Origin of the sequence: Micromonospora sp. NPDC007220 (assembly GCF_040634035.1) — a bacterium.
In the GTDB taxonomy this organism is placed as follows: domain Bacteria; phylum Actinomycetota; class Actinomycetes; order Mycobacteriales; family Micromonosporaceae; genus Micromonospora; species Micromonospora reichwaldensis.
This window is the reverse complement of sequence record NZ_JBEYEU010000005.1, coordinates 86,760-110,274: the sequence shown is the minus strand read 5'-3', so window position 1 is coordinate 110,274 and position 23,515 is coordinate 86,760. Positions and strand designations below refer to the sequence as shown.

General features: G+C 73.7%; 24 protein-coding genes. 10 read left to right on the top strand and 14 right to left on the bottom strand.

What is annotated here, in order from left to right:
• Positions 1-14: 14 nt before the first annotated feature.
• The 4 genes from ABZ573_RS12925 to ABZ573_RS12910 all read left to right on the top strand — a co-directional run bounded on the left by ABZ573_RS12925 (position 15) and on the right by ABZ573_RS12910 (position 3,093).
• Complete coding sequence (locus ABZ573_RS12925) at positions 15-635, top strand: DinB family protein (protein WP_358118070.1); 621 nt, start codon at positions 15-17, stop codon at positions 633-635.
• Positions 636-714: 79 nt separating this feature from the next.
• Positions 715-1,815 (top strand): winged helix DNA-binding domain-containing protein, encoded by a 1,101-nt coding sequence (locus tag ABZ573_RS12920; protein ID WP_358118068.1) that lies wholly within the window; start codon positions 715-717, stop codon positions 1,813-1,815.
• A 54-nt stretch (positions 1,816-1,869) separates the two neighbouring features.
• Positions 1,870-2,460: a pyridoxamine 5'-phosphate oxidase family protein gene (locus ABZ573_RS12915; RefSeq protein WP_358118066.1), complete on the top strand. Its 591-nt coding sequence runs from the start codon at positions 1,870-1,872 to the stop codon at positions 2,458-2,460.
• Positions 2,461-2,751: 291 nt separating this feature from the next.
• Entirely contained in the window at positions 2,752-3,093 is a 342-nt protein-coding gene (locus tag ABZ573_RS12910) for an RNA polymerase-binding protein RbpA (RefSeq protein WP_007460094.1), read from the top strand.
• Between the two features lie 62 nt (positions 3,094-3,155).
• Here the strand turns inward: ABZ573_RS12910 and ABZ573_RS12905 are convergent, their stop codons facing one another.
• From ABZ573_RS12905 to ABZ573_RS12865, 9 genes are all read right to left on the bottom strand, one after another.
• Positions 3,156-3,686, bottom strand: a complete 531-nt coding sequence (locus ABZ573_RS12905; RefSeq protein WP_358118064.1) for an FxsA family protein — start codon at positions 3,684-3,686, stop codon at positions 3,156-3,158.
• Between the two features lie 85 nt (positions 3,687-3,771).
• Positions 3,772-4,578 (bottom strand): polyprenol monophosphomannose synthase, encoded by an 807-nt coding sequence (locus ABZ573_RS12900; RefSeq protein WP_151456919.1) that lies wholly within the window; start codon positions 4,576-4,578, stop codon positions 3,772-3,774.
• A 34-nt stretch (positions 4,579-4,612) separates the two neighbouring features.
• Entirely contained in the window at positions 4,613-6,232 is a 1,620-nt protein-coding gene (gene lnt / locus ABZ573_RS12895; RefSeq protein WP_358118062.1) for an apolipoprotein N-acyltransferase, read from the bottom strand.
• 491 nt (positions 6,233-6,723) lie between these two features.
• A complete protein-coding gene (locus ABZ573_RS12890) occupies positions 6,724-8,061 on the bottom strand; it encodes a glutamate mutase L (protein WP_358118060.1) in 1,338 nt (445 codons plus the stop codon).
• Positions 8,058-8,450 carry a hotdog domain-containing protein gene (locus tag ABZ573_RS12885; protein ID WP_358118058.1) on the bottom strand — a complete coding sequence of 131 codons (393 nt, stop codon included), beginning with the start codon at positions 8,448-8,450 and terminating at the stop codon, positions 8,058-8,060. The genes ABZ573_RS12890 and ABZ573_RS12885 overlap by 4 nt, the downstream gene beginning before the upstream one ends.
• On the bottom strand, positions 8,447-9,148 hold the full coding sequence (locus ABZ573_RS12880; protein WP_255474808.1) for an OAM dimerization domain-containing protein: 702 nt from the start codon (positions 9,146-9,148) through the stop codon (positions 8,447-8,449). Before ABZ573_RS12880 ends, ABZ573_RS12885 begins: the two co-directional genes overlap by 4 nt.
• Positions 9,149-9,219: 71 nt before the next feature.
• Positions 9,220-10,803 carry a lysine 5,6-aminomutase subunit alpha gene (locus tag ABZ573_RS12875; RefSeq protein ID WP_151457593.1) on the bottom strand — a complete coding sequence of 528 codons (1,584 nt, stop codon included), beginning with the start codon at positions 10,801-10,803 and terminating at the stop codon, positions 9,220-9,222.
• 58 nt (positions 10,804-10,861) lie between these two features.
• A complete protein-coding gene (locus ABZ573_RS12870) occupies positions 10,862-12,430 on the bottom strand; it encodes an amidohydrolase family protein (protein WP_358118055.1) in 1,569 nt (522 codons plus the stop codon).
• A 5-nt stretch (positions 12,431-12,435) separates the two neighbouring features.
• On the bottom strand, positions 12,436-13,485 hold the full coding sequence (locus ABZ573_RS12865) for a zinc-binding alcohol dehydrogenase (RefSeq protein WP_192581549.1): 1,050 nt from the start codon (positions 13,483-13,485) through the stop codon (positions 12,436-12,438).
• Positions 13,486-13,639: 154 nt separating this feature from the next.
• Between ABZ573_RS12865 and ABZ573_RS12860 the strand changes: the two genes are divergently transcribed.
• From ABZ573_RS12860 to ABZ573_RS12845, 4 genes are all read left to right on the top strand, one after another.
• Positions 13,640-15,046, top strand: a complete 1,407-nt coding sequence (locus ABZ573_RS12860; protein WP_151456843.1) for a lysine 2,3-aminomutase — start codon at positions 13,640-13,642, stop codon at positions 15,044-15,046.
• 195 nt (positions 15,047-15,241) lie between these two features.
• A complete protein-coding gene (locus ABZ573_RS12855; protein WP_151456844.1) occupies positions 15,242-15,571 on the top strand; it encodes a metalloregulator ArsR/SmtB family transcription factor in 330 nt (109 codons plus the stop codon).
• Positions 15,571-16,290, top strand: coding sequence for a cation transporter (locus ABZ573_RS12850; protein WP_358118051.1), 720 nt, complete (start codon positions 15,571-15,573; stop codon positions 16,288-16,290). Before ABZ573_RS12855 ends, ABZ573_RS12850 begins: the two co-directional genes overlap by 1 nt.
• Positions 16,291-16,360: 70 nt before the next feature.
• A complete protein-coding gene (locus ABZ573_RS12845) occupies positions 16,361-16,711 on the top strand; it encodes an isoprenylcysteine carboxylmethyltransferase family protein (RefSeq protein ID WP_358118048.1) in 351 nt (116 codons plus the stop codon).
• A 178-nt stretch (positions 16,712-16,889) separates the two neighbouring features.
• On the opposite strand, the gene ABZ573_RS12840 is transcribed toward ABZ573_RS12845, so the two are convergent.
• Positions 16,890-17,084 carry a CsbD family protein gene (locus tag ABZ573_RS12840; protein WP_151456846.1) on the bottom strand — a complete coding sequence of 65 codons (195 nt, stop codon included), beginning with the start codon at positions 17,082-17,084 and terminating at the stop codon, positions 16,890-16,892.
• Between the two features lie 167 nt (positions 17,085-17,251).
• On the opposite strand from ABZ573_RS12840, the gene ABZ573_RS12835 reads away from it, so the two are divergent.
• Positions 17,252-17,863 (top strand): histidine phosphatase family protein, encoded by a 612-nt coding sequence (locus tag ABZ573_RS12835; protein ID WP_151456847.1) that lies wholly within the window; start codon positions 17,252-17,254, stop codon positions 17,861-17,863.
• Here ABZ573_RS12835 and ABZ573_RS12830 read toward each other — a convergent pair.
• From ABZ573_RS12830 to ABZ573_RS12820, 3 genes are all read right to left on the bottom strand, one after another.
• Positions 17,793-18,299, bottom strand: a complete 507-nt coding sequence (locus ABZ573_RS12830; protein ID WP_151456848.1) for an Lrp/AsnC family transcriptional regulator — start codon at positions 18,297-18,299, stop codon at positions 17,793-17,795. The two genes, ABZ573_RS12835 and ABZ573_RS12830, sit on opposite strands and share 71 nt — an antisense overlap.
• Positions 18,300-18,381: 82 nt before the next feature.
• Positions 18,382-19,524 carry an acyl-CoA dehydrogenase family protein gene (locus tag ABZ573_RS12825; RefSeq protein ID WP_151456849.1) on the bottom strand — a complete coding sequence of 381 codons (1,143 nt, stop codon included), beginning with the start codon at positions 19,522-19,524 and terminating at the stop codon, positions 18,382-18,384.
• A complete protein-coding gene (locus ABZ573_RS12820) occupies positions 19,521-20,636 on the bottom strand; it encodes a Xaa-Pro peptidase family protein (protein ID WP_327028294.1) in 1,116 nt (371 codons plus the stop codon). Before ABZ573_RS12820 ends, ABZ573_RS12825 begins: the two co-directional genes overlap by 4 nt.
• Positions 20,637-20,857: 221 nt before the next feature.
• Here ABZ573_RS12820 and ABZ573_RS12815 point away from each other — a divergent pair, with 221 nt between their 5' ends.
• The gene (locus tag ABZ573_RS12815; RefSeq protein ID WP_358118041.1) at positions 20,858-22,237 is read left to right on the top strand and encodes a glycosyl hydrolase family 18 protein; all 1,380 of its coding nucleotides are present in this window, start codon (positions 20,858-20,860) and stop codon (positions 22,235-22,237) included.
• Between the two features lie 158 nt (positions 22,238-22,395).
• Here ABZ573_RS12815 and ABZ573_RS12810 read toward each other — a convergent pair whose 3' ends face one another.
• Positions 22,396-23,484 (bottom strand): DUF4037 domain-containing protein, encoded by a 1,089-nt coding sequence (locus ABZ573_RS12810; RefSeq protein ID WP_358118037.1) that lies wholly within the window; start codon positions 23,482-23,484, stop codon positions 22,396-22,398.
• Positions 23,485-23,515: the final 31 nt, after the last annotated feature.

Genomic DNA, 23,515 nt, shown 5'->3' with positions numbered 1-23,515 from the left:
CGAACGTGGTCCACGTGCCCACCGATGACGACACGAAGGACCCGAACGCCGTGACCGACACCGCCACCGCCACGCCCCCGACGACCCTCGACCCCGAGCGGGCCGACCTGCTCGCCGCGCTCTCGACCGCCCGATCCGCCCTGACCGGCACCGTCCGCGGCCTCACCGACGAGCAGCTCGGCCAGCGCCCGACGGCCAGCGCGCTGTGCCTGGGCGGGCTGGTCAAGCACGTTGCGGCCATGGAGCAGTCGTGGCTGCGCTTCGTGGTCGAGGGCCCCTCGGCCATGTCCTTCGCCCTGCCCGACGGGGTCACCTGGGCCGACATCACGGCCGGCACCGCCCGCGAGGTGCCGCAGTGGCTCGTCGAGCACGAGGCCGGCTTCCGGATGCTGCCCGGCGACACCCTGGCCGGGATCCTCGACCACTACGCGCAGGTCGCCGCCCGCACCGAGGAGACCGTCGCCGCCGTCGCCGACCTGTCGGCGACCCACCCGCTGCCGTCGGCGCCGTGGCACGAGGTGACGGGGGTGCTCAGCGTACGGGGGGTGCTGATGCACGTCATCGCCGAGACCGCCCAGCACGCCGGGCACGCCGACATCCTGCGCGAGAGCCTCGACGGGCAGCGGGCCACCTGAGCGCCCGGCGGGTTCCGGCCACCTGACCGGGACCCGCCCGACCCCCGCCTCCGCCGACCCGCAGGGAAGACGTGCACCGATGACCGTTCTCGACGCCCGGGCGCTCAACCGCGCCACGCTGGCCCGGCAGCTGCTGCTCGACCGCGCCGACGTACCGGTCCTCGACGCCGTCGCGCACCTGTGCGGTCTGCAGGCGCAGGAACCACAGGAGCCGTTCGTCGGGCTCTGGTCCCGGGTGCGCAGGTTCGACCCGGCGGCGCTGTCGGACCTGCTGACCGGCCGGCGCGTGGTGCGGATGCACCTCATGCGCCGCACCGTGCACCTCGTCACCGCCGACGACGCGCTGGCGTGGCGGGCCCGCCACGACGGCATGCTGCGCCAGCGGGTACTCGGGGTCTACCGTCGCGAACTCGCCGGCGTGGACCTCGACGAGCTCGCCACGGCGGGCCGGGAGGTGCTGGCCGACGGCGAGCCCCGCTCGATGACCGGGCTCGCGCGGGCGCTCGCCGACCGGTGGCCGGCACCGGGACCGAGGGCGCTGGGCGAGATGCTGCTCGCCGCCCTCGTCCCGGTGGTGCAGCTGCCGCCGCGCGGGCTGTGGCGCACGAGGGCGGGCGTACGCAACGCGCTGCTCTCCTCCTGGCTGGGCCGCGAGATCGACCCGCCGGCCCCGCCGGGCTGCGACCCGGTCGGCGAGGCGATCGTGCGGCGCTACCTGGCCGCCTTCGGTCCGGCCTCGACGGCCGACCTGCGCGCCTGGTCCGGCCTCGCCGGCCTGCCGGCGGCGGTGACCGCGATCCGCGAGGAGCTGGTCGTCCTGCGCGACGAGCGCGGGCGGCGGCTGTGGGACCTGCCCGACGCGCCGCGCCCCGACGCCGACACGCCCGCGCCGGTGCGGTTCCTGCCGGCGTTCGACAACGCGCTGCTCGGCTACGACGACCGCAGCCGCATCGTCGACGACGCCCACCGTGGCCTGTCGGTCGCCGGCGAGCGCGTCGTCCTGGTCGACGGCCGGGTCGCCGCCACCTGGAGCGTCGCGGCCGACACCGTGACCGTCGCCCCGCTGCGGCGCCTCTCCCGCGCCGAACGCGCCGCCGTGGCCGAGCAGGGACGGGCGGTGGCGTCGTTGCTCTCCGACGACGCCAGCGACCGCGTACGCATCGCCGCGTCCACGCCCTGAGCACCGCACCGCCCGGGGCAGCGGGGCGGCCCGCCGCCGGGCCATGATGCCGGGGTGGGAAAGACACACGAGCGCATCGAGGGCCGGCTGCGCAGCTTCATCGAGGACCAGCCCCTGTTCTTCACTGCCACGGCGCCGCTGTCGGGCGACGGCACCATCAACCTGTCCCCGAAGGGGCTGCGTGGCTCGTGGGCGGTCGTCGACGCGCACACCGTGGCCTACCTGGACTTCGCCGGCAGCAACGCCGAGACGATCGCGCACCTGCGGGAGAACGGGCGGATCACGCTCATGTGGTGCGCGTTCGACGGGCCGCCGAACATCGTGCGGGTGCACGGGCGCGGCGAGCCGGTGTTTCGCGACGACCCCCGCTGGGCGGAGCTGACGGGCCACTTCCCGGACATCGACACCAGCCTCCACGGCCTGCGGGCGATCATCGTCGTACGCGCCGAACTGATCCGCGACACCTGCGGCTACGCGGTGCCGTTCATGTCCTACGACGCCGACCGCGACCTGCACGGCCGGCGGTTCGCCCGGGAGGACGACGCGTCGCTGAGCGACTACTTCGCCGGCAAGGACCACGTGGCCCGCAGCATCGACGGGCTGCCGGGCCTGCCGCTGCCGCTGCCACCGACCCCGGCGACCTGAGCCGGCCGCCGGCGTTCCCGGCGCGGGCTCACGGGCGAGCGGGGCGACGGCGAGGGGCGCGGCCGGCGCGTCACCGGCCGTGGCGACCTGCGCGGCTTCGGGGCGGCTACCATCGCCGGTGGCACAGCGAAACCCTCCACCCGCCCGACCCGGCCCGGGGCGACCCCGCCGGGCGGCTGGCGTGGCCGGCTACCCTTGTGCAGGCTCGCCCGGCGTACGGGCGGGAATGGCCCGGCGGGAACGGACCGTTACACCGAGAAGACCAGCACCACGAACGAGGGGAAGTCGATCATGGGCGAGCGTATGCTGCGTGGCAGCCGTCTGGGCGCGGTCAGCTACGAATCCGACCGCAACACGGAGCTCGCGCCGCGTCAGACCCGCGAGTACCTCTGCGCCAAGGGCCACCAGTTCGAGGTTCCGTTCGCCGTCGACGCCGAGGTCCCCACGACCTGGGAATGCAAGTTCGACGGCAGCGTGGCCCGGCTGGTCGACGGCAACGAGCCGGAGCAGAAGAAGGCCAAGCCGCCGCGTACCCACTGGGACATGCTGCTGGAGCGGCGTTCCATCGCCGAGCTGGAGGACATCCTCGCCGAGCGGCTGCAGGAGGTCCGCACCCGCCGCGGCCGCGCCTGAGCCGCACCGTCAACGCCACGGCGCCCCGGGAGCATCGCTCCCGGGGCGCCGTCGTGTCCAGGTCAGCTTCGGCCGGGCTCCACGATCTCCCCCTCGATGGCGCGGCCCCCGTCGACGACGGTGGGCTCGGCAGCCGGCTGCGGCTGCGGCGGCTGCTGCTGCGGCGCGCCCCGGCGCACCCGCACCCGGCGCGGCCCGAACAGGTCACCGGCGACCATCGACGACACCCGCCGCTCCGCGGCCCGCTGCACCCCGTTGCGGGCCAGCCGACGCACCGGCGGCACCAGCAACGACACCCCCACCAGGCCACTGAGCAGGCCCGGCATCGCCAGCAGCAGCGCCCCGAGCAGCCCCACGAGACCGTCGGTGACCTGCCGGCCCGGCGGCTGACCGGCCTGCGCGGAGGCCTTGAAGCCACGCCAGGCGCGCATCCCCTCCCGACGCAGCAGCACCAGCCCCAGCAGCGACACCGCGAACACCACCAGCAGCGCCGAGCCGAACCCGATCGCCCGCCCCACCACGACGAACACCACCAGCTCCAGCAGCGTCGCCGCCAACAGGGCCAACGGCACAAACCTCAGTCCTCGGCGCATCTCACCCCATTCGCCATCAGCGGCGCCTACGGCGGGGCCACCCCGCGCGGGCGCCGGCGCCCCATCCAGCATGACACGCCGCCGCTCAGGGCCACCGCACCTGACCGGTGGGGGTGCCGTGCAGGCCACGCCGTACCGCCTGCCGCCGGTCCTGCACCCCCCACGTCGTGATCCGCCACAACGCCTCCGCCACGATCAGCGGGCTCATCTTGCTGCTGCCGCGCTCCCGCTCGGCGAACGTGATCGGCACCTCCACGATGCGTGCCCCGGACCGGTGCGCCAGCCGGGACAACTCCACCTGGAACGAATACCCCTGCGAACAGACCGACGCCAGGTCGAATGCGTCCAGGGCCGCCAGCCGGTACACCCGGTAGCCGCCGGTGGCGTCGGACAGCGGCATGCCCAACACCAGCCGCGCGTACAGGTTGCCGCAGCGCGACAGCAGCAGCCGCCGCAGCGGCCAGTTCACCACCCGCGCCCCGGCGGTCCACCGGGAGCCGATCACCACGTCGGCGTCGCGGGCGGCGGACAGCAACGCGGGCAGGTCCTCCGGGGCGTGTGAACCGTCGGCGTCCATCTCCACCACCGCGTCGAAGCCGCGCTCGCGGGCCCACGCGAACCCCGCCAGGTAGGCCGCGCCGAGGCCCTGCTTGCCCTCGCGGTGCAGCACGTGCACCCGGCGGTCGGCGCCGGCCAGGGCGTCGGCGAGCGCACCGGTGCCGTCGGGGCTGTCGTCGTCGGCGACCAGGATCTCCACCGCCGGCGCGGCGCGACGCACCCGCGCCACGATCCCCGCCACGTTGTCGGCCTCGTTGTAGGTCGGGATCACCACGAGCACCCGACCCACCCCCGGATGACCGGTGTCGGCCCGGGTGCCGGTCGTCTCGCCCACCGTCGCTCCCCCTTCGCCGGCGTACCGGCTGGTGTCACCCGGCGCGCGGCCGGCGGCGCAGCACGCCCGCGCCGACCAGGGCCGCCACGGCCAGGGTGGCCAGCGCCACCTCCGGCCACAACCCGACCCGGGTGGCCAGGGTGCGCCCGTCGTCCAGCCGCAGCTGCCGCACCACGACCGCTCGGGTGTTGAACCCGGTGGCGTCGCTTACCCGCCCGTCCGGGGCAACGAACCCGGACACCCCGACAGTGGAGGCCATCAACGCCGGCCGGCCGTGCTCGACCGCCCGCAGCCGCACCATCGCCAACTGCTGGCGCGCCTCGGCCACGTCGAACGTGGCGTTGTTGGTCTGCACCACCAGCAGCTGCGCGCCGCCGACGACGGTGTCACGCACCACCTCGTCGTAGGCGACCTCGAAGCAGATCACGTCGCCGAGCACCGCCGCCCCGGTCCGCAGCACCCCCGGCTCGCTGCCCGGCACGAAGTCGGCGCGTACCCGGTCGACCTGCTTGCTGACCATCCGGGCGAGATCACGCATCGGCACGTACTCGGCGAACGGCACCGGGTGCCGCTTCGTGTACAGCTGGTCCAGGTCCGGGCCGCTGCCGGGCCGCCACAGGATCCCCGCGTTGCGCACCTGCCCCTCCCCGGGGCCGCGCAGGACCGCACCGACGAGGATCGGGGCGCCGACCGCGTCGGCGGCCTGCGAGATGCGCGCCCCGGCGTCGGTGTCGCGCAGCGGGTCGATGTCGCTGGAGTTCTCCGGCCACACCACCAGGTCGGGGCGGGGCCGCACGCCCGCGGACACCTGCCCGGCCAGCTCGATCGTGGCGTCGACGTGGTTGTTCAGCACCGCCTGCCGCTGGGCGTTGAAGTCCAGCCCGAGCCGCGGCACGTTGCCCTGCACGATCGCCACCGTGACCGCGGCGCCGCCCCCCGCGCCCGACACCGGCACCAGCAGCCCCACGACGGGCACCGCGACCGCCGCGGCGGCCAGCCCAGCCACCGGCACCCACCAGCGCCGCCGCCCGCCCCACGGCCGCCACAGCGCCGCGACCAGCAGCCCGCCCGTCAGCGCCACCGCGAACGTCACCAGCGGCGCGCCACCCCACGCGGCCAGCCGCAGCAGCGGCGAGCCGTCCTGGCTGAACGCCAGGCGCCCCCACGGGAACCCGCCGAACGGGGTGCGGTCGCGCAGCGCCTCCTGCCCCACCCACAACAGGCCGGTCACCAACGGCCAGCTCCACCGCGCCCGCTCTACCAGCGGCGACACGTACGCGCCCGCCGCGCCCAGCAGCGCCAGGTAGCCGGCCTGCAACAGCGACAGCAACACCCACGGCAGGTAGCCGGTGTGCAGGTTCGTCCAGCTCAGCAGCGGCGCGAACAACGCCACCCCGGTCAGGAGACCCAGCCCGGCGCCGGCGCGTACCCGACGCCGGTGCGTCGCCGCGGCCAGCAACGCCACGCCCAGCGGCGCGAGCGGCCACAGCCCGTACGGCGGGAACGCCGCCAGCAACGCCAGCCCGGCGACCACCGCCATCGGCACGGCCACCCGCAGCGGCAGCGGCCGCCGCGGCGCTCCGGGCGTCCCCGCCCCCACGGCGCCCGGCTGGCTGCTGTCCCCGGCCGGCGCCGGCACGTTGCCCACGATCACGGGCCGAAGGCTACCCGGCCACGAGTTCCCGCCCCGCCCGGCGCCGCACCCGACGCCCCGTCGCGGCGCGTAAGGGCGATTCCTCCCCGGCAGGGGGCCGCAGACACAAATCGGGGCGCGGCTCACGCCGCGCCCCGATGCTCCCAGGCCCTTCCCGGCCGGTGGGGCGAGAATGAGCTGCGCCGACCTTCGGACCGACCCGACGTGGACTGGCTGCCCCCGCCTGGCCGTTGTCTACTGGCCGTGCACCTCACCCTGCCCGTACACCGGTAACCGCGGCCGGTTCGCGCCGCCCCGCCGACCCCCGCCCGCTGGACCTGGCCGCCGCGACGCACTGCTCACATGTCGCTCGGCCAGCGGACGAAGGGACGAAGCGAACAACAGCCGCTTCCCGTAGTAGGACTCAAAGACGGTACGGCGTGGACCCCCGCCGCTGTCAACCCACCCGGGCCTGTCGTGTGATGCACCACGGCGTGTCGCGTCGGCGAGTCTCAATCCGTCGCGAGGTGCCGGCGCAGCAACGCCCCCGCCGCCGCCGGATGCTCGGCGGCCAGCAGCCCACCGGCGGCCAGCACGTAGTCGACGTCGACGACCGGCCGCGCCGCACGCGGCAACGGCCACCCACCGGCGTGGTCGGCCAGCACCGCACCCAGCACACCCGCCGCATCCGCCGGCGCGGCGTGCCGCAGCACCCCACCGGAACCCACCAGCAGCCGCACGTCGCGCAGGTCCCGCCCGGCCCGCTCACCCGTGGCCGCGCCCCGGGCGTGCCGACGCAACGCCACCGTCGCCGCCAGGGCCGCGATCCGGGCGTCCACCGCACGCTCCGCGTCCCCCACCGGCAGGAACCCCGGATCGCCCGCGCGCACCGCCGCCCCCGTTGCCAGGTCGTCGCCCTGCGCGTCGGTCAGCAGCCGCTCCTCGACGGCCGCCCGCACCACCCCCGGCGCGCTCCACCGCATGCCCAGGTCCCCCTCGACGGTACGGGCCCGCCACAGCGACCCCGCCACCTCCCGCCCCGGCCCGGTGGCCCGCTCGTCCGGCGTGAGCACCGAATACACGTCCGTGGTGGCGCCACCCACATCCACCACCACCAGATCACCACCCAGGGTGTCGGCCAGCACCTCCACGCCGGTCAGCACCGCGTCGGGAGTGGCCGCCCGCACCAGCCGCGCGAACCGCGACCCCCGCGACAGCCGCTTGCCCCCGATCACGTGCCGCAGGAACACCTCCCGGATGGCCGAGCGCGCCGACGCCGGCGCCAGCACCCCGATGCGCGGCAGCACGTTGTCGGCCACCGTCACCGGCACCCCCGCCGCAGCCAGCACGGCGTGCAGGTCGTCGCGGACGTCGACGTTGCCGGCCAACACCACCGGCACCCGCCAGCGGGCCCGCGCCAGCCGCGTCGCGTTGTGCGTCAACGTCTCGGCGTCACCACCGTCGGTGCCACCCACCAGCAGCACCACGTCCGGGCGGGCCGCCCGCAGCCCCGCCAGGTCCGCCGCACCGAGCCGACCCGCGGCCACGTGCACCACGTTCGCGCCCGCCGACAGACCCACCCGCCGGCCCGCCTGCGCGGTCACCAGCCGCTCGTAGCCGACGACCGCCAGCCGCAACCCACCACCGGCCGACGAACACACGTACCAGGGCGCCTGACCCGCCGCCAGGCCGGCGGTGGCCGCCGCCACCGCCGCGTCCAGGCCGTGCAGCACGTCCGTGCCCACGGTCGTCGGCGCCGACGCCCCCGCCACCAACGCGCCCGCGTCGAGGTCCACCACCGCCACCTTCGTGTACGTGGACCCGACGTCGGCGCAGACCGCGTACCTCACGCCACCGGCGGCACGACCACCGTGCCGGTCGCGGTGACCGCCACGATCGGCACGTCGAGCACCTCGGCCGCCGACTCACCCCGATCCGGACGCCCCCGGCACACCACGGCCGCGACGAAGTCGATCGTGCGGCTGCGGGTACCCACCCGGGTCACCGTCGCCGTCACCTCCAACACGTCACCCGCCCGCATCGCCGCCCGGAACTGCACGTCCGAGTACGACGCGAACAACCCCTCGTCACCGTCGGTGCGGATACACACCTCCGTGGCCACGTCCCCGAACAGCCCCAGCGCGTACGCCCCGTCGACCAGGTTGCCGGCGTAGTGGGCGTGCGAATACGGCACGTACCGCCGGTGCACGACCGTCAGACCCACCCGGGAATCACTCATGCCTTCGCCTTCTTCTCCGTGACCAACGCGTGCACCAGGAAACTCGCCACCTCACCCGGGGTGGTGCCCCGACCGAAGATCCGGTCCACGCCCAACTCGCCGGCCATCGACTCGTCGAAACGCGGCCCACCCACGATCAGCAACGGCCGGCGCCCCGCCGGCATCGCCTCCCGGAACGCCGCCGACATCTCCCGCGTGTTGTGCAGATGCGCGTCGCGCTGCGTCACCACCTGCGACACCAGCACCGCATCCGCGCGCTCCACCCGCGCCGCCTCCACCAACTCCGGCACGCTCACCTGCGCACCCAGGTTCGTGACCTTCAACTCCCGGTAGTACTCCAGGCCCTTCTCCCCCGCGATGCCCTTCACGTTGAGGATCGCGTCGATGCCGACCGTGTGCGCGTCCGTGCCGATGCACGCCCCCACCACCGACAACTTGCGCCGCAACCGCCGCTTCACCACCGCGTTGACCTCCTTGGCGCTCAGCAGCGGGAAGTCACGCTCCACCACCTGCACCGCCGACAGGTCCACCAGATGGTTCACCCGCCCGTACACCACGAAGAACGTGAACCCGTCACTCATCGGCTTGGCGTGCACCAGCATCGCCGGATCGATGCCCATCTTGTTCGCCAACTGCACCGCCGCGCCCTCGGCCCGCTTGTCGTGCGGCACCGGCAACGTGAACGACACCTGCACCATGCCGTCGCCCGTGGTGTCCCCGTACGGCCGGACGATCTTCTTCCCGGCGTCCCCGCCGGCCTCGACGGCGCTCACGCCCGTGCCACCTCTCCACCCGCCACCGGCGCCTCCAGGATCTCCGTCGCCGGATTGAAGTAGCCGGCCTCGTGCGCGGCCACCCCCGCCAACCCCTTGCCCCGGTCCGCCGGCCGCTTCATGATCCCGAACGTGCCCTCGGCGATCGCCGTCAACAGCGACTGATCACCGATGCGCTCCAGCAGGTCGACCGCCTCACCCAGCACCCGGTTCGCCCGCTGCTGGATGAACCCGCCCGACGCCGGCACGAAGTCCTCATGCAACCCACCGGCCGCACCCAGCACGTACCGCACGTTCTGCAGGGCGATGTCCCGGTCCGACAACCACGGCGTCACCACCGCCTCGGTCATCATCCCCACCAGCAGGATCCCCTGACCGGTCATCGTGCCCACCAGGTTGAAGAACCCGTCCAGCAGATTGCCCCGGAACACGTCACCCGTCATGTGCTTCGTCGGCGGCATCCACTTCAACGGCGCGTCCGGGAACAACTCCCGCGCCAGCAACGCGTGCGCCAACTCCAGCCGCAACGACTCCGGCACGTCCGGGTTGATCTCGAACGCGTGCCCCAGGCCCAACTGCCAGTCCGCCAACCCCGCCTCGTGCGCGAAGAACTCGTTGAGCAGCTGCGACACCGTCACCGTGTGCGCCTCGTCCACCGCGTCCGCCGTGGTCAGGTAGTTGTCCTCACCGGTGTTGATGATGATCCCCGCCCGCGCGTGCACCTGCCGCGAGAACCGCTGGTCCACGAACGTGCGGATCGGGTTGATGTCCCGGAACAGGATCCCGTACATCGAGTCGTTCAACATCATGTCGAGCCGCTCCAGGCCCGCCAGGGTCGCCATCTCCGGCATGCACAGACCCGACGCGTAGTTCGTCAACCGCACGTAGCGGCCCAACTCCCGCGACGACTCGTCCAACGCCGCCCGCATCAACCGGAAGTTCTCCTGCGTCGCGTACGTGCCCGCGAAACCCTCCCGGGTCGCCCCCTCCGGCACGTAGTCCAGCAGCGACTGCCCCGTCGACCGGATCACCGCGATGACGTCCGCACCCGCCCGCGCCGCCGCCTGCGCCTGCGGAATGTCCTCGTAGATGTCGCCCGTCGCCACGATCAGATAGATCCACGGCCGCTGCGCCGGATCCCCGAACCGCTTCACCAGCCGGTCACGCTCCGCACGCCGCCGGTCGATCGCCCGGATCCCCGCACCCACCGCCCGCCGCGCCGCCTTCCGCGCCGCCGTGGCCGCCTTCCCCGTCGGCACCTCGAACCGCACCGACCCCGCCGCCGCCTTCTGCGCCAGCAACGTCACGTCCCCGAGCTGCTCCCGGGCGAGCGCGTCGAACACCGGCAACGCCACCCCGTGCCCCAACCCCACGTCCGCGACCACCGCGTCCACGAGCCGGTTCACCCACGGAATACCGTCCGGATCCGCGCCGGCCACCCCGGCCAGCCGCAGCACCGCCCGCTCCACCGACACCGTCGTGTGGCTGCGCGCCAGATCCACCACCGGCTGCCCGGCGCGACGCGCCAACTCCCGCGCCCGCGCCACCAGCCGCGGATCAAGGTCAAGCTTGCCCGTCACACCGTCACCCGACCCTGCCCCGCGACGGCGCCACACGCCGTACCGATGGTTCGCTCGCTCACGAAGACCCTTCCTCGTAGATCACGTCACCGCGCAACACCGTGCGCCGACACACCGGCAGCGGCGTCGGGTCCTGCGGACCACGCGCCTCCGGGTCCGCGGCCAACAACACCGGCAACCCCCGGTCCACCCCCGCCGGCGTCGACCACACCGCGAACGTCGCCGGTGCCCCCAACGCCAGCACACCCTCGTTGTCCAGCCGCACCGCACGCCACCCGCCACGGGTGTGCGCCGCGAACGCCGACCGCACACTCATCCGCTGCGTCGGACTGTGGTGCCACACCGCCGCCCGCACCGAACCCCACGGATCCAGCGGCGTCACCGGCGAATCCGACCCGAACGCCAACGCCACCCCGACACCGTGCATCGCACCCATCGGATTCGACTCCAACGACCGCTCCAGGCCCAGCCGCGACTCGTACATCCGACCCGCGCCACCCCACAACCGGTCGAACGCCGGCTGCATGCTCGCCACGATCCCGTACTCCACGAACCCGGCGATCAACCGCTTGTTCATGATCTCCGCGTGCTCGATGCGGTGCCGACCCGCCCGCACCCGGTCCGTGCCCAACCTCTCCGCCGCCCCCGCAAAACCCTCCAGCACCGTCGAGATCGCCGCGTCACCGATCGCGTGGAACCCACCCTGCACAGCGTGCGCCGCACAGTCCAACAGATGCTCACGCACCTGCTCCGCACTCAGGTAACCGTGCCCGCAACCCCCCTCACCATCCAGGTAGTCACGCGACACGTGCGCCGTACGCGACCCCAACGCCCCGTCGGCGAACAGATCACCCCCCGCACCCACCGCACCCAACTCACGAGCCCGCGCCGCCCCCAGCAGCTCACCCCAGTACCCGTACACCTCAGCCACGCCGTCACCCGACAACGCCAACAGACCCGTGAAGTCCTCCTCGTCGGAGATCTCCGGACCACCGCACTCGTGCACCGCCGCGATACCCAGCGACGCCGCGTGCGCCAACGCCGCCCGCTGCGCCGCCACCCGCTGCGCCCGCGTCACCGACGCGAACGCCGCCGCCCGCACCACGTGGTGCGCGTCCCGCCGCAACCACCCCGACGCGTCGTACCCCGCCGCCGACACCACCTGCGGACACGCCGCCAGCAACGCCGCCGACACCAACGCCGAATGGATCGACGCCTGCGACAGATACAGCCGCCGCCCCCCGGCCGCCCGGTCCAACATCGCCGCGTCCGGCAACCGCGGCACCGGCCAACTCGACTCGTCCCAGCCGTGCCCCAACACCACCGCGTCCGACGGCAACCCCGCCGCGAACCCCGCCACCGCGTCCAGCAACTCCGCCGCCGAACGCACCGCCGACAGATCCAGCCCCGACAACGCCAACCCCGTGTCCGTGGCGTGCACGTGCGCGTCGACGAACGCCGGCGTCACCAACGCCCCGTCCAGATCCACCACCCGCTCGGCGACCGGCGCGTCCGCCTCCACCCCCAACCAGGAGATCCGGCCATCGGTCACCAGCAGAGCCGTCGCGCTCGGATCGGCCGGGCAGTGCAGCGTCCCGCCGCGGTACAGAGTCGAGGGGTTCGTCATGACCATCAGTCTGCCGCCAGACGCGCCTCGAACAACGCCCGCACCCCCGACTCCGAGCGCAACAGACCCAACGCGAACTCCGCGTGCCCCGGCACGTACCCGTTGCCGACCAGCATCGTCACGTCCGCCGCCAGGCCCTCCGCCCCCAACGCCGCCGCCGCGAAACTCGTCGCCATCGAGAAGAACACCACCGTGCCGCCGTCCTCCGTCGCCAGCACCGCACCGTGCTCACACCCCGGCACGTCCACGCAGACCACCGTCACGTCCGCCGGCGCCCCCAACGCCGTCGTCACCGCCGACGACAACGCCACCGGATCCCGGGCGTCGGCCAACGCCACCACGTCCGCCAGACCCACCGCCGCCAGCGCGTCACGCTCCGCCACGACCGGCACCACCCCGACCGTACGGGCGGCACCCGCCCGCCGCGCCGCGGCCAGAGACAGCGACCCGCTCTTGCCCGCGCCACCGATCACCGCCACCCGCACCGGCGTCGGATCCTCCGCCCGCTCCCGCTCCGCCACGTACCGCGACACCACCCGCGCCGTCAGCGCCGGCGCCCCGCACACGTCCAGTACCGCCAGGGACAACTGCGGATCGAGATCCGCCGGCAGCACCGCCGCGATCGACCGGGCGAACAGGATCGCGTACCCGTCGCACGGCACCTGCTCGCTGCGCCCGTCCCAGCGGGCCAGCCCGTCGAGGATCGTCAGCGGCGTCAACGTCAGCGACACCAGGGTCGCCACCCGCTGCCCCGCCCGCAGCCCCAGCGGGGACCGCCGTCCCGCCTCCTCCACGGTGCCGATCAGCATCCCGCCCGAGCCCGTCACCGGGTTCTGCATCTTGCCGCGCGTCGACACGATCTGGAGCACCTCGGCGCGGACCGCGTCGCCGTCCCCGCCGTGCTTCTCCCACAGCTGCCGGAAGCTCGCCGCGTCCAGGTTCAACCGCTCCACCCGGATCCGCACCTCGTTCGGCGCGATCTCCGGACTCGCGTCCAGCCGCCACGCGGCCTGCGGCAGCACCCCCGCCGGTTCGACAACGCGGTGCAGACCCACCGGTGACGTCACGCCGACCTCCCCTGTCACGCCGCTCGAAGCCCCGACCAGGGCTCGCGTAGCGGGAAAACTTACGGCAGACTAATTTCTTCACCGAATATTTTCCAGTAGCCTTCGGGGTCGCTGATCAACCGCACCACATCGAGGAGGGGCCGTGACCCAGACCCAACCGGTAGAGACCCCGCCTGCGCCCCGCCCCGCGCCGGTCGCCGTCCCCACCGCCGGACAGCCCTACGAGTACCGCCGCGCGCCCCTCGTCGAACCCGACTGGACCCGCTTCCCCGGCTGGCGCCACGTCACCCGCGACCAGTGGGAGAACGCCCAGTGGCAGCGCGTCAACTGCGTCAAGAACATCAAGCAGCTGCGCACCGTCCTCGGCGACACGGTCGACGAGACCTTCTACGCCGACCTCGAGGCCGACCAGAAAGCCCTGGCCACCATGTCCATGCTGGTGCCGCCACAGATGATGAACACCATGGTCCCGTTCGCGCCGATGACCACCGAGGCGTTCCTCGCCGACCCCATCCGGCGCTACATGATCCCCGTCGCCTCCGACCGGCGCACCGACTGGCCCTCCCACCCGTACGCCAGCCGCGACTCCCTGCACGAACACGACATGTGGGTCGCCGAGGGCCTCACCCACCGCTACCCCACCAAGGTCCTCGCCGAGCTGCTCTCCACCTGCCCCCAGTACTGCGGGCACTGCACCCGCATGGACCTCGTCGGCAACTCCACCCCCGCCGTCGACAAGCTCAAGCTCACCCTCAAACCCGTCGACCGCTACGACGCCCACATCGGCTACCTCAAGGCCCACCCCGGCGTCCGTGACGTCGTCGTCTCCGGCGGCGACGTGGCCAACGTCCCGTGGAAGAACCTCGAGTCCTACCTGATGCGGCTGCTGGAGATCGAGACCATCCGCGACATCCGGCTCGCCACCAAGGCCCTCATGGGCCTGCCCCAGCACTGGCTCCAGCCCGACGTCGTCGAGGGCCTCGAACGGGTCGCCCGCACCGCCGCCCGCCGCGGCGTCAACCTCGCCATCCACACCCACGTCAACCACGCCCAGTCGCTCACCCCGCTGGTCGCCAGGGCCGCCCAGACCGCCCTCGACGTCGGCGTACGCGACGTCCGCAACCAGGGCGTGCTCATGCGCGGCGTCAACGCCACCGCCCCCGACCTGCTCGACCTCTGCTTCGCCCTCCAAGGCGAGGCGGGCATCCTGCCGTACTACTTCTACATGTGCGACATGATCCCCAACGCCGAGCACTGGCGGGTCCCGGTCTGGCACGCCCAGCAGCTCCAGCACGACATCATGGGCTACCTGCCCGGCTACGCCACCCCGCGCATCGTGTGCGACGTGCCCTTCGTCGGCAAGCGCTGGGTGCACATGCTCACCGAGTACGACCGCGACCGCGGCATCTCGTACTGGACGAAGAACTACCGCACCTCCATCGAGTCCGCCGACGCCGAGGCGCTCAACAAGCGCCACGCCTACTACGACCCGATCGACACCCTGCCCGAGACCGGGCAGCAGTGGTGGGCCGAGCACCGCAACGACTGACCAACCCGCGACACCCGCACCCCCGGAGCCGACACCGGCCCGGGGGTGCCGCGTCTCCAGCCCACGACGCCACCGCCGCTCCTCGCTCGAGCGACCGCGAGGGTACAGCGCACGCTTTACCTTGAACAGGAACGCCATGCTGCACAGGTGAGGCCCTGCCCTTCTTAGTACACCGCCGAATGTACTATCGGTGATGTGGAGACGTTGACGCACGGGCAGGTGCTGGCCCGCTTCGGTCATGCCCTGTCCGACCCGACCCGGGCGCGACTGCTGCTGGCGCTGCGCGACGGACCGGGATACCCGGCGGAGCTGGCCGAACTACTGAGCACGACCCGGCAGAACCTGTCGAACCACCTGTCGTGTCTGCGCGGCTGCGGCCTGGTGGTCGCCGTGCCCCAGGGCCGCCGCACCCGGTACGAACTGGCCGACGCCCGGCTGGCACACGCCCTCGCAGACCTGCTCGGCCTCGTCCTGACGGTAGACCCGGCCGCGTGTCCGGACTCCGGTGAAAAGGGCTGCTGCTGATGACCCTCCCCCTCATCGACCTGACACCGGCGGAACCGTCGCCGGCGCGCCGCGCGGTGCTCGCCCGCCGGGTGCGGCTGCTGGTCGCCGCGACGATCACCTACAACGTCGTCGAGGCGGTCGTCGCGATCACCGCCGGCACGATCGCGTCGTCGACCGCCCTGCTCGGCTTCGGCTTGGACTCCGTGATCGAGGTATCGTCGGCAGCCGCGGTGGCGTGGCAGTTCGCCGGTCGCGATCCGGAAGCTCGGGAGAAGGCGGCGCTGCGGATCATCGCGGTCTCGTTCTTCGCCCTCGCCGCCTATGTGACGGTGGAGTCGGTGCGTGCCCTGCTCGGCGGCGCCGACGCCGAGCACTCCAGCATCGGTCTCGTGCTGGCGACACTGTCGTTGGCGATCATGCCGGGCCTGTCGTACGCGCAGCGCCGCGCCGGCCGGGAACTCGGTTCGCGGTCGGCGGTCGCGGACTCCAAACAGACCCTGCTGTGCACCTACCTGTCCGCCGTCCTCCTCGTGGGCCTGGGTCTGAACAGCCTGTTCGGCTGGTCCTGGGCCGACCCGGTCGCCGCGCTGGTCATCGCCGTGGTGGCGGTCAAGGAGGGCCGTGAAGCGTGGCGCGGTGACGCCTGCTGCACACCCGGGCTCCCCCCGGCCGGGCCGGCGACAGGCAGCACGGACGGTTGCGTGGACAGTTGCTGCGCTGACGAGGGTTCGCGGTGACGGCCGGCCTGGCACTCGCCCTGTAGCTGCTGGGCCTGGTGCTGGCGTTCGGGTGTCGCACCCTGGCGCGGTGGCGGGTTACCGGCGACACCAGGCTGCGGCTGGACGCCGGATCGGCGTCGACCCCCGCGAGCGCACCAGGCTGGTCACCACCGGCGCGTTCGCGTTGGCGCGCAACCCCATCTTCACCGCGATGGCCGTCACCAGCCTCGGCCTGGCCGCGATGGTGCCCAACCCGATCAGTCTTGCCGCGACCGCGGTCCTCGTCGCGTCGGTACAGGTGCAGGTCCGCGCGGTCGAGGATCCCTACCTCATCCGCACCCACGGCGCCACCTACCTCACGTACGCCGCCTGGACCGGACGGTTCTGGCCCGGCCTCGGCCGCCGCACGACCCCGGTCAACGGACCGGTCATGCGGTAAGCCCCCCAGCCGAGCCCGTCCCGGCCATCGGCCGCCACCAGGCGAGCAGCGGGACGGGCACGCACAGATCGAAGCCCTCCCTGATTCCCCGACGTTCTCGCCGCGCAAAGCCGCAGCCGCGGGCCAGGACGTCCGGCGGCCCCCGGCGAGGGTGCCGGGAGCCGCCGCCGTACTCGGGTCACCTGGTGAAGGCGTCCTTCACGTCCCGGCCGGCGTCCGTGAGGTGCTCCCCGGCCTGTCGGGCACGCGCGTCGCTCTGCTGCGTGGCCCCCTCGTCGCGCATCCGCTCGCTGTGGGTGGCGCCGCCGAGTCGCTTCCTGGCGGCACCCGCCACCTGTTGGACCTTGTTCTTCGCCTTGCCGGTGAAGCCCATGTCGCCTCCTCAGCACGGGCCGGGCCTCCCCCGGCCCTCGCTCGGTCGGGTGCCCTCATCACGCCGTGGGAAACCCCGCAGTGCTGTCATGGCGGGTGCCACACCCGCTAAGGCGTCCTAGGACACTAGGTGAACGGTGGGAAGAGGCCGTCTGGTTGACTGGACGGATGGGAGAGCTTCTGCTGATCCGGCACGGCGAGACCACCTGGAGCGCCAGCCGCCGGCACACCTCGTACACCGACCTCCAGCTCACCCCCGACGGCGAGCGGCAGGCCCGCGCCCTCGGCCGATTCCTCGCCGGCCGCCGCTGCGCCGCGGTCCTGACCAGCCCCCGCGCCCGGGCGCTGCACACCGCGCGGCTCGCCGGCCTCACGGTCACCGACACGCTCGACGACCTGGCCGAGTGGAACTACGGGGAGTACGAGGGGCGCACCACCGCCGACATCCGCGACGACCACCCGAACTGGTCCATCTGGGCCGACGGCTGCCCCGGCGGGGAGTCCCCGAACCAGGTCGGCGAGCGCCTCGACCGGGTGCTCGCCCGGGTCCATCCGCTGCTAGACCGGGGCACCGTCGCCCTCGTCGGGCACGCCCACAGCCTGCGCGTGCTCGGCGCCCGCTGGGTCGGCCTGCCCCCGTCCGCCGGCGGGCTGCTGCGCCTGGACACCGCCACGGTCAGCGTGCTCGGCCACGAGCACGGCCGGCGGGTCATCCTGCGCTGGAACCAGCCGGTTCCCCCGACCCCCGCGAGCGCACCCGAAGCTGGGGCTCGGCACTGATCTTCGGCGACCGGTTCTCGTACGGCGTCGACAGCACCACCGTCGTACGGGTGGTCACGTTCGCCGCCGTCCGGATCTCCTGGAGCAGCCGCTCCAGGTCGGCCGGGCTGGCCACGCGCACCAGCAGGAGATAGAAGTCCTCCCCCGCCACCGAGTAGCACGAGTCGATCTCGGGCAGGTGGGCCAGCCGCTCCGGCGCGTCGTCGGGCTGCGACGGGTCGAAGGGCCGGATCGCCACGAACGCGGTCAGCGGCAGGTCCAGGGCCTCGAAGGAGACCCGGGCGGCGTACCCCTTGATCACGCCGCGCTGCTCCAGGCGGCGCACCCGTTGGTGCACGGCGGAGACCGACAGGCCCACCCGCTCCGCCAGATCGGTGTACGACAGCCGACCGTCAGCGGTCAGCGCGGCGATGATGGCGCGGTCGATCTCCTCCACGGCGTGCAACCTACCGGGAAAACCGCGTCGCGGCGACGAGGCGGCCCGCCGGCGCGACGCGGCGCCGGCGGGGCGACGCCCGTCAGCCCTTCGCCAGCGCCCTGGAGATGACCAGCCGCTGGATCTGGTTGGTGCCCTCGACGATCTGGAGCACCTTGGCCTCGCGCATGTAGCGCTCCACCGGGTGGTCGGCCACGTAGCCGGCCCCGCCGAGCACCTGCACCGCGTCGGTGGTCACCCGCATCGCCACGTCGGTGGCGAAGAGCTTCGCCTTCGCCGCCTCGATCGAGTACGGCCGGCCGGCGTCGCGCAGCCGGGCCGCGGCCAGCATCAACGCCCGGGCCGCAGAGATCTGGGTGGCCAGGTCGGCGAGCGTGAAGCCCAGTCCCTGGAAGTCGATGATCGCCTTGCCGAACTGCTGGCGCTCCCGGGCGTAGCCGACCGCGTAGTCCAGCGCCGCCTGGGCCAGCCCGACCGCGCAGGCGGCGATGCCGAGGCGTCCCGAGTCGAGGGCGGACATGGCGATGGTGAAGCCCGCCCCCTCCCCGCCGATCAGCCGCTCGGCCGGCACCCGGGCCGAGTCGAAGGCGATCTGCGCCACCGGGGAGGCGCGCAGCCCCATCGTGCGCTCGGCCGCCTGCGGCGCGATGCCTGCCGTCGCGCGGTCGGCCAGCAGGCAGGAGATGCCCTTCGGGCCGGGCCCGCCGGTGCGGCAGAAGATGTTGTAGAAGTCCGCCACCTGCGCGTGGGTGATCCACGCCTTGGTGCCGTCGACCACGTAGTCGTCGCCGTCGCGCACGGCCTTCGTGGTCAGCGCGGCGGCGTCCGACCCGCCCTGCGGCTCCGACAGGCAGTACGCCCCGAGCAGCTCCCCGCCGATCATGTCGGGCAGCAGCTTGCGCTGCTCGTTCGTCCCGAACTGCGCCAGGGGGTAGCAGGACAGCGTGTGCACGCTGACCGCCTCGGCGACCGCCAGCCAGCGGCTGGCCAGGATCTCCAGCACCTGGAGGTAGACCTCGTAGGGCTGGGCGGCGCCGCCGTGCTCCTCGGCGTAGGGCAGGCCGAGCAGGCCGGCCCGCCCGAGGGTGCGCAGCACCTCGCGGGGGAACTCCGCGCGCTCCTCGAACCCGGCGGCCCGCGGCGCGAGCTCCCGGTCGGCGAGTTCGGTGGCGAGGTCGAGCAGGTCGTGGGCCTCGTCGGTGGGGAGGATCCGGTCGACAGTCATAGCGCGATGAGCTCCGTGGGGGTGGTGTTGAGCCGTTGCACGCCGTCCGTGGCGCAGACGACGATGTCCTCGATGCGGGCGCCGTGGCGGCCCGCCAGATAGATGCCCGGTTCGACGGAGAACGCCATCCCCGGCTCCAGGGGGCGGGCGTTGCCGGCCACCACGTAGGGCTCCTCGTGGCCGTCCAGGCCGATGCCGTGGCCGGTCCGGTGCAGGAACGCCGCGCCGAAGCCGGCGGCCGCGATCGGCTCCCGGGCCGCCGCGTCGACGTCCCCGGCGGTGATCCCGGGGCGGACCGCGGCCACCGCGGCCCGCTGGGCGGCGTGCAGGACCGCGTAGTAGTCGACGAACTCGGCCGGCGCCGGGGCGCCCGCGACGTAGGTGCGGGTGCAGTCCGAGCGGTAGCCCGACGGCATCGTCCCGCCGATGTCCACGACGACCGGCTCGCCGGCACCGATGGGGCGGTCGGAGGTGCCGTGGTGCGGGCTGGCGGCGTTCGGGCCGGCGGCGACGATCACGAAGTCCACGCTCACGTGGCCGGTGGCCCGGATCGCCGCGGCGATGTCGGCGCCCACCTCCGCCTCGGTGCGTCCCGGCCGCAGCCACTGGCCCATCCGCGCGTGCACGGCGTCGATCGCCGCGCCCGCCTCGGCCAGCGCCGCGACCTCGGCCGGGGACTTGCGCAGGCGCATCTCGCACAGCACCTCGGAGGCCAGCCGCTGGGTGGCGCCGGGCAGCGCCGCGCGCAGGGCCAGGACCTGCTCGGCCCACATCCGGTCGGCCAGGCCGACCGTCGCCACCGGTCCGCCGAGCGCGGCGACGAGCAGCGGGTACGGGTCGGTGCCGTCGGCGTGGTCGACGATGCGTACGCCGGTGGCCGGGGCGGGGGACGCCTCGGCGGCCGGCCGTTCCAGGGTGGGCACGATCAGCGTCGGCTCGCCCTGCGCGGGCAGCACGAGGCAGGTGAGCCGCTCCCCCTCGTGGGCGTCGTAGCCGGTCAGGTAGCGCAGGTCGGAGCCGGGGGTCAGCAGTAGCGCGTCCAGGCCCGCGGCGGCGGTGGCGCGCCGGGCATCGTCCAGCCGCCGTGGCGGATACAGCTCGTCGGATCCCACGCGCTCAGCTTAACGGTCGTTCGGGGCCGGAACCCAGCCCACCCGAGGTCGGGCAGTGCCCGCATCCATCGAACATCATCGTTGACGTGACAGTTAACAATCCTTAGGATTTGGCTGCCTCGAGGATGTCCACCCCGTCCCCACCCGTACGCCCGCACCCGGCGCCCCGCCGCCGACGCGGGCGGCACGGCCGCCACGACCCGCCCACGGGAAGGCCCCCGATGCCCTCATCGCTCTCCCACCTCAGGTCGGCCCTCGCCGCCGGCCTGCTCACCCTCGCCACCGCCGCCACCACCCTCACCCTGGCCCCCGCCCCCGCGCAGGCCGCCGCGCTGCCCAACGACTTCCGCAGCGTCGGCTACCTGCCTTCCTGGACCGGCGACGTCAACGCGGTGCAGTACGCCAAGCTGACCCACGTCAACTACGCGTTCGTGCTGCCCAACGGCGACGGCAGCCTCCGCCCGGTGGAGAACCCCGCCAAGCTCTCCCAGCTGGTGTCCCGCGGCCACGCCAGCAACGTCAAGGTGTCGATCGCGATCGGCGGCTGGAACAACGGCGACGACTCCGCCTTCGAGGCGCTCGCCGCCAACGCCGGCAGCCGCACGACGTTCGTCAACAACGTCGTCAACTTCGTCAACCAGTACAACCTCGACGGCGTCGACATGGACTGGGAGTACCCGGACCCGGGCGCCTCGGCCACCAACTACACGGCGCTGATGCAGCAGCTGGCCGGCGCCCTGCACAGCCGGGGCAAGCTGCTCACCGCCGCCGTCGTCTCCGAGGGCTGGTACGCCGAGGGCGTGCAGCCGGCCGTGTTCGGCCACGTGGACTGGCTCAACATCATGGCGTACGACGGCGGCAGCCCGCACGCCAACTACGACTGGTCGATCAACGCCGTCAACTACTGGAAGTCCCGGGGCCTGCCCGCCCGCAAGGCGGTACTCGGCGTGCCGTTCTACAGCCGACCCGGCTACCACACGTACGCCGCACTGGTCGCCATGGACCCGGCCAACGCCAACCGCGACTGCACCACGGTCGGCGGGACCCAGCAGTGCTACAACGGCATCCCGACGGTCAAGCGCAAGACCCAGTGGGCCATGGCCAACGCCGGCGGCATGATGAACTGGGAACTGAGCCAGGACACCACCGGCGCCACCTCCCTGGTCAGCGCCATCTACGACACCGCCACCGGCGGCACCACCCCGCCGCCCGTCGGGCGCACCGGCCCGATCACCGGCATCGGCGGCAAGTGCGTCGACGTGGCCGCCGCCGGCACCGCCAACGGCACCGCCGTGCAGCTCTACGCGTGTAACGGCACCAACGCCCAGAGCTGGACGGTGGGCACCGACGGCACGCTGCGCGCCCTCGGCAAGTGCGCCGACGTGACCAGCGCCTCCACCGCCAACGGCGCCAAGGTGCAGCTGTGGGACTGCAACGGCACCGGCGCGCAGGTCTGGCAGGCCCAGGCCAACGGCACGCTGCGCAACCCGGCGTCCAACAGGTGCCTCGACGCCACCGGCAACAGCTCCGCCGACGGCACCCGGCTGCAGATCTGGGACTGCTTCGGCGGCGCCAACCAGGTCTGGCGGCTGCCCGCCTGAGCGGCACGGGCCCCGTCACCGCCTCGGCGGGGCGGGGCCCCACCCCGCCGGCACCGCCCGCCATCGGCTGGCCCTCGGCACCACCCGCACGTCGGCCCGGCCCCGTGCGCCGCCGATCCGCAGCGACAGCCGCCATCTCCCCCTCGGCCCGGCCCGCGTCAGCCCGGTCGGTCCGCCGCGACCGGCAGCGCGGCGGCGAGCCGGCGGACCCGGTGCGCGTGGGTCAGCACGTCGACGTTGTCGACGTACTGGTCGACCGCGCCGAGGGGCGGACGCCCGCGCAGCACCGGGTCGGTGATGGCGGCCCGTAGCGCGCCGGCGATCCGACCGGCGTCCAGGACCAGGAACGGCCGCCGGTGGAAGGGCCGGGACCGGGCGCGCACCGGGGCCGCCAGGCCGGTGTCGTCGGTCCGGGCGGCGAGAGCCTCCAGCGCCCGGACCAGCCCGTCCTCCCGCCTGCGCCAGTCGCCCGGGCCGAGCGCGTCCGCCAGGGCCGAGACCAGGGGCGCCGCGTCGGGCAGCCGGGCGAACAACGTGCCCAGCCACTTGTCGTACGGGGGCCAGCGGCGGTGCAGCAGCAGGCCGAGCCGCATCAGGTCCCGGGCCAGCCCGGCGGCGACCACCCGGCTGCCGAGCTCGTCGCCGGTCTCCGCGCACCGGCCGGGCAGGTGTTCGGCCTGGGCGACGCGGGTCCACGCGGCGGCGAGCACGTGCCGCCACACGTCGTCCGGGTACCACGCCAGCGCCGCCCGGGCCCCGGTCAGCGCGCCGTCGAGACCGTCGTGGAACACCTCGCCGCCGGTCACCTCGGCCAGCCGCTGCGTCGGCGTGGCCAGCCAGTCCGCCGTGGTGACGCCGGCAGCGGGGTCGAAGCCCAGCCGCTCGCGCCACCAGCCGCCCGGCTCGTCGATCGTGACGCCGTGGCGGCTGCCCGCCCGGTCGGCGACCCCCAGCCGGCCCTCCCCGGTGAAGCGGGTGGGCCAGCCGAGGAACTCCGCCGGCAGGTCGGCGTCCAGCGCCGCGCGCAGGTGCGGGATCCGCGCCGCGTCGGCCGCGCCGACGAAGAGCTGCCCGCGCGGCCCCCAGTCGTGGTCGGTGGAGCGCGGGGTGTCCAGGCCGAGCAGCTCCGAGCCGCCGTCGAGCAGCCCGGCCGCGTACCGCAGGTCGGGGAAGCGTCGACGCAGGATCGGGGCGAGCACCTCGTCGTGAAACCGGCGGCCGAGCGTCAGGCCCGCAACGAACGTCACACCGGCAAGTCTGCGCGCGGAGCGGCGGGCC